Source organism: Stieleria tagensis, from assembly GCF_024129865.1.
Classification (GTDB): domain Bacteria; phylum Planctomycetota; class Planctomycetia; order Pirellulales; family Pirellulaceae; genus Stieleria; species Stieleria tagensis.
The window spans coordinates 16,960-28,067 of sequence record NZ_JAMYFE010000045.1; the positions used below are offsets into that span (position 1 = coordinate 16,960).

At 56.2% G+C, this 11,108-nt stretch carries 12 protein-coding genes; 3 read left to right on the plus strand and 9 right to left on the minus strand.

Going from position 1 to position 11,108, the window contains the following annotated elements; genetic code table 11:
* Positions 1-32: 32 nt before the first annotated feature.
* The gene (locus tag NHH03_RS10855) at positions 33-1,046 is read right to left on the minus strand and encodes an AAA family ATPase (protein WP_390895556.1); all 1,014 of its coding nucleotides are present in this window, start codon (positions 1,044-1,046) and stop codon (positions 33-35) included.
* A 221-nt stretch (positions 1,047-1,267) separates the two neighbouring features.
* Here NHH03_RS10855 and NHH03_RS10860 point away from each other — a divergent pair, with 221 nt between their 5' ends.
* Together NHH03_RS10860 and NHH03_RS10865 are read left to right on the plus strand one after the other, a co-directional pair.
* Positions 1,268-2,224: a threonine ammonia-lyase gene (locus NHH03_RS10860; protein ID WP_253155987.1), complete on the plus strand. Its 957-nt coding sequence runs from the start codon at positions 1,268-1,270 to the stop codon at positions 2,222-2,224.
* Between the two features lie 12 nt (positions 2,225-2,236).
* Positions 2,237-2,698 carry a DUF3859 domain-containing protein gene (locus NHH03_RS10865; protein WP_253155988.1) on the plus strand — a complete coding sequence of 154 codons (462 nt, stop codon included), beginning with the start codon at positions 2,237-2,239 and terminating at the stop codon, positions 2,696-2,698.
* Between the two features lie 11 nt (positions 2,699-2,709).
* On the opposite strand, the gene NHH03_RS10870 is transcribed toward NHH03_RS10865, so the two are convergent.
* From NHH03_RS10870 to NHH03_RS10890, 5 genes are all read right to left on the minus strand, one after another.
* Positions 2,710-3,717, minus strand: a complete 1,008-nt coding sequence (locus tag NHH03_RS10870; protein ID WP_253155989.1) for a ThuA domain-containing protein — start codon at positions 3,715-3,717, stop codon at positions 2,710-2,712.
* A gap of 170 nt (positions 3,718-3,887) precedes the next feature.
* On the minus strand, positions 3,888-4,067 hold the full coding sequence (locus NHH03_RS10875) for a hypothetical protein (RefSeq protein ID WP_253155990.1): 180 nt from the start codon (positions 4,065-4,067) through the stop codon (positions 3,888-3,890).
* Between the two features lie 32 nt (positions 4,068-4,099).
* A complete protein-coding gene (locus tag NHH03_RS10880) occupies positions 4,100-5,344 on the minus strand; it encodes a DUF1559 domain-containing protein (protein WP_253155991.1) in 1,245 nt (414 codons plus the stop codon).
* A 187-nt stretch (positions 5,345-5,531) separates the two neighbouring features.
* Positions 5,532-6,308 carry a metallophosphoesterase family protein gene (locus tag NHH03_RS10885; RefSeq protein ID WP_253155992.1) on the minus strand — a complete coding sequence of 259 codons (777 nt, stop codon included), beginning with the start codon at positions 6,306-6,308 and terminating at the stop codon, positions 5,532-5,534.
* Between the two features lie 108 nt (positions 6,309-6,416).
* Positions 6,417-7,187, minus strand: a complete 771-nt coding sequence (locus NHH03_RS10890; RefSeq protein ID WP_253155993.1) for a metallophosphoesterase family protein — start codon at positions 7,185-7,187, stop codon at positions 6,417-6,419.
* Positions 7,188-7,342: 155 nt separating this feature from the next.
* Between NHH03_RS10890 and tsaB the strand changes: the two genes are divergently transcribed.
* Positions 7,343-8,065, plus strand: coding sequence for a tRNA (adenosine(37)-N6)-threonylcarbamoyltransferase complex dimerization subunit type 1 TsaB (tsaB, locus tag NHH03_RS10895; protein ID WP_253155994.1), 723 nt, complete (start codon positions 7,343-7,345; stop codon positions 8,063-8,065).
* 437 nt (positions 8,066-8,502) lie between these two features.
* Here the strand turns inward: tsaB and NHH03_RS10900 are convergent, their stop codons facing one another.
* From NHH03_RS10900 to NHH03_RS10910, 3 genes are all read right to left on the minus strand, one after another.
* Entirely contained in the window at positions 8,503-9,180 is a 678-nt protein-coding gene (locus NHH03_RS10900; protein WP_315861446.1) for a hypothetical protein, read from the minus strand.
* 56 nt (positions 9,181-9,236) lie between these two features.
* Positions 9,237-10,481: a peptidylprolyl isomerase gene (locus tag NHH03_RS10905; protein ID WP_253155995.1), complete on the minus strand. Its 1,245-nt coding sequence runs from the start codon at positions 10,479-10,481 to the stop codon at positions 9,237-9,239.
* 426 nt (positions 10,482-10,907) lie between these two features.
* Entirely contained in the window at positions 10,908-11,051 is a 144-nt protein-coding gene (locus NHH03_RS10910; RefSeq protein WP_253155996.1) for a hypothetical protein, read from the minus strand.
* Positions 11,052-11,108: the final 57 nt, after the last annotated feature.

Genomic DNA, 11,108 nt, shown 5'->3' on the forward strand with positions numbered 1-11,108 from the left:
AAGGGCGCACGGTGCGACAGGACGCGACTGGATTACCCTGCCATTGCGACTTCTTGGCCGATTTTCTCCAACAGATCATCAATGATCGCGTCCACGCTGACCCCTTCGGCTTGGCCTTCGAAGTTCAACATCACGCGGTGACGCAAGACGGCGTGTGCGACCGATCGCAGGTCGTCTTTGCAGACATGGAAACGCCCATCCAACACGGCACCAATTTTGGCACACAGGATCAATGCTTGGGCGCCGCGTGGGCTGCTGCCATAGCGTACGAATTGACGAACCATGTCCGTGGCGGCTTCGTGTTCGGGATGAGTCCCCATGACCAACAAGATTGCATAGCGACGGATCTCGTCGGCAATCGGAATGCGTCGTGACAAATCACGCAATTGCAATACGCGATCCGCCGAAACCACCTTGTCCGGCGGCTTCTGTTCGCCAGCCGTGGTGCGGTCCATGATCGTCTCCATTTCCTCGGTCGTCGGAAACGGCACCAGCAATTTCATCAAGAATCGGTCCAATTGGGCTTCCGGCAACGGATAGGTGCCTTCCATCTCCAAAGGGTTTTGCGTGGCCAACACAAAGAACACGCCTTCCAATTGATGTGAGGTCCCAGCCACTGTCACACTGTGTTCCTGCATCGCTTCGAGCAAAGCCGACTGAGTTTTGGGCGTCGCCCGGTTGATCTCGTCGGCCAGAACCACGTTGGCGAACAGCGGTCCGCGCTGAAACTCGAACGCTTTCTTGCCGTCATCACCTTCGACCAAAATGTTGGTCCCGATCAAATCGGCGGGCATCAAATCGGGTGTGAACTGAATGCGGCTAAACGGTGCCTCCAAAACTTCGCTAAGCGTTCGAACCAGCAACGTCTTGCCCAATCCGGGCACGCCTTCGAGCAACACGTGTCCGCCGGCGATCATTGAAATCAAGACCCCATCGACGATCGGTTGCTGGCCCACAATTCGTTTGCCGACCTCGGTTCGCAACAGTTGGAATTCGTCACGAAATTTCGACAGTTCGCTGCGAAACTCATCTTCGCTTAATTGCATCATCTAATGCCTGACGTGCGGTTGCTCGAATCCGGGACCGCCACCCGGCCATCCCCTGGCTACTAGTGATAACCGCTCCCGTCAGCCGATGCAAAGTATTTTGCGAAATTGATCAGACAGATCGTCTGATTCCTGCCAGATCGCACGTCGTCGACAGGGACGTTATCATTCCAGGAGAGAGCCACTCGCAATCGAACCCCTTCCCAATGAACTGTGCCTGAATGTCTGTCCCTGTGATTGAATTGGACGATGTCCGGTCGGCAGCGGACCGCATCCAACAGAGTGTGATTCGAACACCGGCAATTCGCTGCGAACGGTTGTCAAAACGGCTGGGATGCCAAATCGCATTGAAAGCGGAAAATCTGCAACACGTTGGCGCCTTCAAAGCTCGCGGCGCGGCGAATGCGGTGCTGTCGTTAAACGAGCACGATGCGTCACGCGGGGTGGTCACGCATTCATCCGGTAATCATGCCGCCGCGCTCGCCCGGGCAGCCGCACGACGCGGCATCCCCGCTCATGTCGTGATGCCCGACAACTCATCCGCCGTCAAAATCGCAGCGGTTCAGTCCTATGGTGTTCAACCGGTCTTCTGTCAGCCCAATGAAACCTCCCGCACAGAAACCGCCGAGGCACTGCGGCGCGAAACCGGGGCCACGTTTGTGCATCCCTACGAAACGCCAGCGGTGATCGCCGGCCAAGGCACGGTGGGTCTGGAATTGTTGCAGCAGATCGAATCGATCGATGCGATCCTGGTGCCGGTTGGCGGCGGCGGTTTGCTGGCCGGAATCCTGGTCGCCGTCAAATCGCTGCGTCCCGACGTGAAAGTTTTTGCGGTCGAACCAGCTTGGGCCGATGACACGGCACGCAGCCTGAGCATTGGATCACCGCAATCGCCAACACGTTATGACACGGTCGCTGATGGACTGAGAACTGGAATCGGACAAAATACGTTTCCAGTGATCCAGCGCTGGGTTGATGGTTTATTCTTGGTTAGCGAAAACGCGATCCTGTCAGCGATGCGACGGATAGCCGAAGACGCACACCTAGTCTGCGAACCGTCGGGCGCGGTCGCGCTGGCGGGGCTGATTGAAAACGCCGATGAATTTGCCGGGCAAACCGTCGGGGTCGTCATCAGTGGCGGCAATCTGGATTTCGCCGACTGCAAAATGGGACTTTAGCCGGACAACTTGATGCCAAAACAGAAACCAGACGTACGCATTCGCACGTATGGAATCTATTCGAAATGGGATTCTGACTCCAAAGAGCTGCCTTCGTTTCAACGACAAACCGACCGTATCTTGGCCAAGGTTGATGTCGAATTCGGGTTGATCATCAACGTCACCGGCGGCAAAAATTTGCCGCTCAGTTTTTGTATCGACCACCCCGGAATCCTGGACGACCAAGGCAAGCGACGCCCGCCGTTTGAAGACGTGGTTTATGTCAAATCCAATGACTGGGATTTCTTTTTAGGCGACACGATCTGGGAACCGATCGACGACAAACTGGGGCCTTGGCGGATGACGATGCAATTACAGGGCAAGACAGTCGTCGACCAGACCTTTGAACTGTATGCCGCCCCCAGGCGAGGCGACGCAACCGATCGGCTGCGCCATCGATATCGCCTGCTGCGAATTTCCCTCGCGGCGCGGTAGCCGCAAGGTGGCTACAGATCTCGCGCACTGCTTTCGGTCGATGTCGGAAAGTCATCGGGAATTTCCGTCAGTGTGACTTTGCCCGTCGCCGCCCATTCCGTTCCACGCAGCAATGTGGTGATGAAGCCGACGCAACTGAACGACACGGCATCATGCCCCATCGTCGTATGAAAGATTCGGCCTTTCCCGTAGTCGATCGTCATCAACATCGGTTCGTGCCGATCACTGCCTTTGTACTTTGGATCGGCATAGGCGGTTGCCAGAATCGTCATGTTCTCGGCCGGTCCACGCAACTGCTGATACAATTCGTCTTTGGTGTGCAACCAACCGCTAGGCAAACCTTTGACGATCGGATGGTCGGGAGTACGGGTGACCAGACGGTATTCATGCGCCGGTCCGTGTCCGCCGCCCTTGCCCGGTGACGTGTCCCGAACCACTTTGCCGTCGTCGTTCAGATAAACATAGGGCCCCGATTGTTCGTCGCGGCCGTCCCAACCACCGAGTCCGATCATGCGATTGAACTGGTCCCAGGAACCAAACGAATTGTCGGCAGCATGAATGACGACAAAACCACCGCCACCGCCAACGTATTCCTCAAGTGCCTGCTGTGTTTCTTCCGGCCAAGGTGCCGCTTTCCAACCGAAATTGCTGATCACGACGTCATAGTCGGAAAAGGTCGGTTTGAAATTGGGATCCGTTTTCGGCTCGTTCAATTCTTCGTAGGTTTGGCCATCATCAAGCGGGAATTGCTTCAACAGATCGCCGCCTTTCCATGTGTAGTGAGTCCGCGCGATATCAACTGTGAATCGACCGCTTTTTTCGAAAAACGATTTCATCATCGTCGTTGTTTGAGGCCAGGCACCGTGGTTGTTTTGCCCATCGATAATCAATGCTCGCAGCTTGCCATCACTGCTGGCATCTTGCGCAAGACTTGTGGAAACAGATGCGAGGGCGATCACGGCCAGACAGACGATTGCCCCGATTCGAGAAACAAGGGTATCACGGACAGATCGATTCATAGGAACGTTGCTTTGGGGAATAGAGGGGGCTGATTGGGAAACGACGATTGTATACCGATCGATGACGCGGTGGCGGTTTACAAAAAACAGCCGCTGTCCGAGTTCAATCGGGCAGCGGCCGCTGGCACATTTTCTGCGATGGAATCACCCGACCCGAGGCCGACATCCCGTTACGGTTTGGTTTTCTCCGAATCCATCGCGTTCTCGCCTTCAGCAATCATTCGCTCGTAATCGGCGAGGGCTTGCTGGTCGGTGTTCTCCATCACATTGGTCGGCTGTTTGGCACCACATCCGGCACTGACGGGCAACAGGCTGACCGCGCAACAGCAGATTGCAAACATTCGATTCATTACAAAGTCACTCTGGTTGGTGTTCTTTCAGGTTACTGATTGAGTTGTTCTTGAATGGTTTCACGACTGGCTTTGGTGCCCAGGGCACCCCACAAACCATAGGGGCTCTGGCTGCCGGGTGCCTGCGATCCGGTTCCATTTAACCATACCATCCCGGCACGACTGTTACCGGCCTCGACCGAATCAGTCATGAACACCACCGCTCCATCACCCATCAAAATATGAGCCCCGCCCTGGTGCCGACTCGACGGCGGAGCGAGGAAGGTACCGCCGGGGTTGCGCTGGGCACAAATGGCTTGGTTCGGTGGCAAGATGGTGTGGGCGCCCGTCATCTCGACACGGTGATCCGCCCAACGGAATCCACGGCCCTCCACCGCATTCATCATCTGTAAACCGGGCACCCAAAACTGTGGACGCTCGGGATCCAGGTAATTCTCATCGATGCACCAACTGGGATTGTCGCGAATCAAATCCAACGCCTGAGTCGGCTCGTGGTCGGCCAATGTTCTCGCATCACGGTCACCCAGGTCGGTCGCTATCTCGGCCATCGCAATCGTGTTGGACAGGCCGTCAAGGACATCGCGGAACTTGGCCCGTTTATGCTGGACGAACATGCCACGATCCGCCGCATTGGAGTTCTGCGACCAACCCGAATGTTCGGGATACCCGCCCGTTGAATCGAATTGGCGTCCGCCACGAATCGACCAGTAATAGGAATCACCCAACGAGACCGCGTAGTTGGTTCGCCCCAGCGCCGGCAATCCGACTCCGGGGTCACTCGGACAGCGCAGGGTCGGCACCTCAGTCGACCAAGCAATGTAACGCGCTTGTGTCGGCACCGGCCCCATCGGTGGCCAAGGCGGACTGTAAAGCACTGTCGGATCGGTCGCATCACGTGGATTAGGATTTGAAATCTGGTCCCAAATACCTTGCTGTTCCATGAACGGTGTCAGCCCCACCAGCGCGCTCAACCGCCAAGAATTGGAATGGGAGTGCGTCGTCCACCAATTTGATGTTGGTCCCGCATTGCCAAATGGCGGTGCCGCGCCGCCAGCGCTGTGGGTGCCGACACCCTGCATCGGCAACTCTTTGTAGGCCGCATGGTAATTGTGAACGGCAATCCCGATCTGGCGAAAGTTGTTGCTACAACTCATGCGGCGGGCCGCTTCACGGGCGGCTTGAACCGCCGGCAGCAACAAGCCGACCAAGATGCCGATGATCGCAATCACCACCAATAATTCCACCAACGTGAAACCACCGCGTCTCTCTCTGGACATGTCAGGCTCCGGAACGATGTGAAAGAATGTAAAAATGCTCTTTCAGCATAGGACCACTACCGGCCAGCACGCTAACGAAAAACACGTTTTAAAGTGAATTTCAGCCCCGATAGCTGGGGATCACCTGATTGGCCAACCGAGCGATCACAATCGCCGACCGATCCACACCAAACTTCAATTCAGATGCTCAGCGACCGTCACGCAACCGGTACCCCAGAAAGTTGTCCAATTCAGGTTCCGCTTCGATTTTGGCGACCGTTTTCTCGATGTCGTATTCGACTCGATGAAAGACCACTCGCTCGTCGTCCAACACGACGTAGCAACTGCGTGGATCCAAATCGCGAGGCTGTCCGACACTACCGACGTTGATCATCAACCGGGTGTCGCTGTCACGAATGTCGTATCCCTCGGCCAAATCGTCGGGTCGAATGAATTCCAATTCAGTCGTAAACACACCGGGGACGTGGGTGTGACCTTGGAAACACAAATGCGGCACCAGTGAAAACAGCTTCTCCATCTTTTTGCTGTTCTGGATGTCATCGGGCATTACGTACTCATTGGTCGGCCCGCGAGGAGACCCGTGGACGAACAGGGTGTTTTCTTCCCGAACGGTACGGGGTAACCCGCACAGAAAATCCATTCTTTGCCGCGCCGGACTGGGACCGTCCTTGCTACCATCGTGGTCAGAGTTTTTTTCGAGTTGGCTGCGCGTCCAAAAGATCGCTTGCTCGGCCGCCGCATTGAATCCTTCGGGATCAAACAGCGCGCTGCTGTCGTGGTTTCCCAACACACAAAAATCAAATCCCATCACCACATTCAAACATTCGCAGGGCTGCGGCCCATAACCGACCACATCCCCCAGACAAACGATGCGGTCGACGTTTTGTGTTTGGACATGTGCCATCACTGACTCGAGCGCCGTCAGGTTGCCGTGAATGTCGCTTAGAATCGCAGTTCGAGTCACAGAGCTAGGTGGAGTTTAGGAACGAATGGAAGCGAACGTTGACGAACCTTCACCGAGACGACCGGAGAACGCGGGGAAGGAAACCCGTCCGTCAATGGGAGACAACGGCTAGCGACCGTGTTTGATTCGGTCACCGAGCGCGTCGGACAAATCCGCCTGGGCGTAGATTTTGTTCGCAGTGGTTTCGATGTCATACACGACACGTCGAAAGTTGACCAAGGGGCCGCCGGGGGCATCTTTGTCGAGCACGACGTAGCAGGCGCGCGAATCTTCATCGCGTGGTTGGCCGACGCTACCGACATTGATCATCGCTTTTTCGCTACCCAACTGGTACTGGTAATCGCATTCATCGGGTTGGATGAATTCACAATTGGTGGTGAACACACCGGGCAGGTGGGTGTGTCCCATGAAGCAATATTGTTTGACCTTGCCAAACAAGATTTCCATCTTCCGCTGATCAAAAATGTATTCCGGAAAAACGTATTCGTTGGTCGGGTCTCGGGGTGATCCATGAACGAATTTGTAGCTGTCGTCGTCGTCGTGATAACGAGGCAGTTCACCTAAGAAATCCCAGCGACCGTTGACTTGAGTGGCCGAGCCCGGCCCATTGTCCAGCTGGTCGCGGGTCCAATAGATCGCTTGTAACGCCATCGGATTGAACCCGTCGGGATCGAACAGGGCCGCTTGGTCGTGGTTGCCCAAAATCGTGACTTTGGCGTTGGACATGACTTGGTCCAAGCACTCGCAGGGGTTCGGCCCATAGCCAATGATATCGCCCAGACAGTAAATTTCATCAACCGACTGGGAACGGATATCGTCCAGAACCGCGAGCAGCGCTTCAAGATTGCCGTGAATGTCGCTAATCAGGGCTCGCTTCACTTTGGTAGGTCCTGGAAGGTGAAAATGGCAGGCGGTTGAATTTGCATCGGAATCGCGGATTGTAAAGGTAACCAAATTTTCGCGGCAATCCCACGGTGTGGGGTGGATTCCATCAATCAGACACCACAAAACCTTCAAAGTCGTCACGTCCTACCATGTTACAGATCGCGCTCGAAACAATTGGAAAGTCTGGTTCGCTGGCCGTTTTGGACCAGGAAACCGTCGTTTGGCAGCGCAGTTTTGGCGATGATCGACGGACAGCCGCCGTGCTGGCGGTACACCTGGATGCTGCGGTGCGTTGGTGCGAGGACCAACAGCAAGCGATCCAGTGGGTGTCTGTCGCGGTCGGACCAGGATCCTTTACAGGGCTGCGAATCGGCATCACCACCGCCAAAACGCTTGCCTATGCGATGCATTTACCGACGGTTCCGGTCGGCTCGCTGGCTGCAATCGCCGCCGCAATCGAGCCCGCTCCCGAAATCGCCCGAATCCTGGTGGGTCTGAATGCCTACCGCGGCCAGGTATTCGCCGCCGAGTTTGACACCGCCACCTTGCGGGACATTGCGCCGCCTGCGACAGCGGCGTTTTCAGTCGAAGTGCTGTCCCGCGACCAATGGAATCAGCGGGTCAGCAGCACCGCTGGGAGCGTCGCCAGTGATGGCGGTGTGGCCCTGGCCGGCGATCTGTCGATCATTCCCAGCGAATGGACGGGGCTGTTCCAGGCGCCGCAGCCCAACACTGCGGTCGGTGTCGGACGAATCGCCAACCGCCTGGTCGAGCGTCAATCTCCATCCTGTAGCGCCCAGATCGATCCATTTTCGCTGTCGGCGCGGTACGTCAAACTGAGTGCGGCTGAGGAGCAGGCAGCGTCACGCTGATCGATTCTTGCGAACGCCGCACCCCATCGGTGCCGTAATAGATCGTCAATTTTTTGCGATCATCGTAAACCGCGGTCAGTTTCACGCTCCGCGGTCCATGCAGACAAAAGTACAACCCACAGGTTTCACCGCCACGCCTCACCGGGCGTCGGGTCAACGGAAATTGTCCTGGTTCAAGTTGACCGATCCGGCATAGATAGCCCTCGACGTGTTGACAGAATTGTTCCAAAGAAACGGTTTGCGGCGAAAACCCAATCATGCAGCCAGATCACTCGGGAGGAGAAGAAATGTCATTCGGGGAATCGCATTCCCCGCCAGCAGAATCGACCGCGGTCAGCCGACTTCGCTGGGTTGGCAGCGTTGGTATCGGCGGAGAAACCTCGGAAGATTAGTTTCCCAGAAAAGCTACAGATACGGGCGGTCGCTGAGCCGGCGGATTACTTTTTGTGAGCGTGCAAACCGCGACGACCGTCACGCTTGGTCACCCGCGCAAAGATGTCTCGCAAAATTCGCTGTTCCAGTGAAGTGTCGCGGCCCATCGAAATCCAGCCCAGCGTCTGCGGGGTATCTGCATTTTGATTTTGAGTCCGGACGATCGTGCCATCGTGCCGCCGCGTCGCAGTGGTCTCGGTCGCGTACTGCGTGCGATCACAGTCTTCCAAGTCCTTTTGAACAATGACTTCGATGGTGTAGGCCGCCCCGCGAGGACGTACGGTCACCGTGGCCTTGCGGCGAATCGACTGCAACGTGCTCTGCAGTGCTTCGAAACCCGCCGTGCTGTCCTTGCGCCAGGGTTCCAACACCGATGCCCCGATTTGATACGACGTTTCCACGCGTCCATCGAGCAACATGTTGTTGGAGTTTTGGACGGGTTGTTCGCGCGAGATGCGAAAGTAATCGTCCAGGGTGTCAATCACCTGAGACCAAACGAATTTGTCGTCGGCCGGTGGCAGTTCCAGCGGGTTGGGAATGAATTCCGGTGGCGGCCGACGATCCAGCCGATACGCCAGTTGCCCACACCCGACCACCGCCAACAGAATCAGAAATGATCCCAGCGCGGACATCACCGGCAGATTGCGGCGTCGGTCGGTGGTGTGCACCAGCGGCTGTTTCATGTTTGGTTCACTCTGATTCGGACAGGGCGACGATCGCCTGCAAGTCGAGAAGGACGTTAGCGGTTGAGTGGGACACGACCACCGCTGCGAGAAACCGGTTGCACCGTCTCACGCGTCACCTGCAACGGTTTTGCATCGGGAACGTCTTGGGGAAACAGCGTCCAGACCGGGACCCGTTTGGTCATCTGTTTGACCATTTCCGCTTGCGCGGCCGAAATCTTTTCTTGCTTCAGTTGTTCGCGAATTTGGTCCTGCAATTCGGCCAACGGTTGCACCCCAGGCGAACTGCGCTCGATGACTCGAATCAGATGCAGCCCCTGATCGTCCTCGATCACATCACTGATCTTGTCCAACGGGATTGAAAACAATTGTTCGTCCAGCGGTTTTGACGCCAGCGATCCTTGGGTGGTCCAATCGTGCTGGCCGCCGTCACTGGCAAACGGTTCTTCGCTTTTTTCCTTGGCCACCGCTTTCATGTTGCCGTAATAGGCTTCGTTCCCCATTGCCACGATCGCGGCGCGAGCGGCTTCGCGTGAGGGGTGATTTTCAAACAGGACCGACAATTGTTCCCAACGCGCTTTGGCACCGTGACGATAACGATTCAGGTCGCGGGCGTAGCGGCTGTTGATTTCAGCGATCGTCACCTTTGGATCCTGTTCCACTTTGCTGCGCATGTACATGTGCCCGAGCATCATGTCGGTGAACTCACGCTGGCGCGCCTGCAAGGACAAACCTTTTTCACTCAGGATGGCATTGAGTTCGGTTAGGTCTTCGGTCTTGTATTGTTCCTTGAGTTTTTCGACTTCGTTTTCAAAGAACATCTGTCTGGCGCGGCTATGCATCATTTCACTGACTTCGCTGCGTTTTTCCGCCGCCTGAGTCCCGACCTGCTCCAGTAGAAAACACTCGCTCATCATTTTGGTTTGGATCGCTTCTTTCAATGCCAAACGCGTCAGTTGGGCGCGGGCGATCGCCAGTTGATCCGGCGGCATCTCTTGTTTGGTTTGTTCAAGTGCCTGGCGGATCCTGCCGTCCACCTTGGGTTGGACGTCTCCCCACAGAATCGGCGATTGACCGACCACTGCGATGACGGCTGCGGGATCGTCCGGTAGCGCCGGAGGACCGCTCGCCCCCAGGTCATCAGCGGCGAGCTGCGCGCAACAATCCGTTGCCCCGGCGACGATCAGTCCGATCAACAGCACGACAATCACTGCGACGTCCGACGTGACAGACTTTCCAGCGACAGCGCAGCGGCGGAACCGACGCGGCGTATGATTCGTAGGATTTATTGTTGAAGGCATCTTCCGCCCGCTAGCGAGACGAGTTGATTTGTTTTTTTGGGAACAATCCAATCGGCTTGTAGCCCGCCATGAATCGGCACGACAAGAGCAGTCCGGTGCCGCGTGCACGGATTTGTCCAGTTCCCGGCCGCGGCGATTTCCAAAAAACGGTTGTGATGGGTTTGACAATCGCCATTGACACGCCCGAGTGCGGATCGCTATTTCGGCGATTAAAGAGTGTGAGAACACGTGCGTGAGTGCACGTCCGAGTAGCCATTGGAGCTGTCGGCGACAGCACTCGGTACAGACAACAAACCATCAATCCATTTGGCGGAATTTCAACGTAGGTAAACGTTTTGCGGGAAATGTTTCCTGGCCTCTTTACCGGGGTCGGAGCATTGATGCGACTGGCGACGGTTTCTGGGTCAACCGTCCTCTATCGCCGCTTCACGTCGAAATTCCGTTGGCATCGGGACGCTGCAAGTCAGCGTCCCGATGCTCGATACACCCGGCGACGACGGCCAAACGTTGTATAATTGCGGCCGACAGCGATAAAAAACCGCTGCCTGCCGAAAGATTCTGCAACTTCATCTAAAATGTTGCGTCAAACAGCCTGCGTCCGTGGTGGCGGTCCGATTTCCAACGGCA

What these genes read in the sequence shown, in the direction of transcription:
- tsaB (WP_253155994.1), top strand. Translation starts at nt 7,343, where the DNA reads ATGTTACAGATCGCGCTCGAAACAATTGGAAAGTCTGGTTCGCTGGCC.
- NHH03_RS10900 (WP_315861446.1), bottom strand. Translation starts at nt 9,180, where the DNA reads ATGAAACAGCCGCTGGTGCACACCACCGACCGACGCCGCAATCTGCCG.
- NHH03_RS10910 (WP_253155996.1), bottom strand. Translation starts at nt 11,051, where the DNA reads ATGAAGTTGCAGAATCTTTCGGCAGGCAGCGGTTTTTTATCGCTGTCG.
- NHH03_RS10860 (WP_253155987.1), top strand. Translation starts at nt 1,268, where the DNA reads ATGTCTGTCCCTGTGATTGAATTGGACGATGTCCGGTCGGCAGCGGAC.
- NHH03_RS10880 (WP_253155991.1), bottom strand. Translation starts at nt 5,344, where the DNA reads ATGTCCAGAGAGAGACGCGGTGGTTTCACGTTGGTGGAATTATTGGTG.
- NHH03_RS10865 (WP_253155988.1), top strand. Translation starts at nt 2,237, where the DNA reads ATGCCAAAACAGAAACCAGACGTACGCATTCGCACGTATGGAATCTAT.
- NHH03_RS10875 (WP_253155990.1), bottom strand. Translation starts at nt 4,067, where the DNA reads ATGAATCGAATGTTTGCAATCTGCTGTTGCGCGGTCAGCCTGTTGCCC.
- NHH03_RS10905 (WP_253155995.1), bottom strand. Translation starts at nt 10,481, where the DNA reads ATGCCTTCAACAATAAATCCTACGAATCATACGCCGCGTCGGTTCCGC.
- NHH03_RS10855 (WP_390895556.1), bottom strand. Translation starts at nt 1,046, where the DNA reads ATGCAATTAAGCGAAGATGAGTTTCGCAGCGAACTGTCGAAATTTCGT.
- NHH03_RS10870 (WP_253155989.1), bottom strand. Translation starts at nt 3,717, where the DNA reads ATGAATCGATCTGTCCGTGATACCCTTGTTTCTCGAATCGGGGCAATC.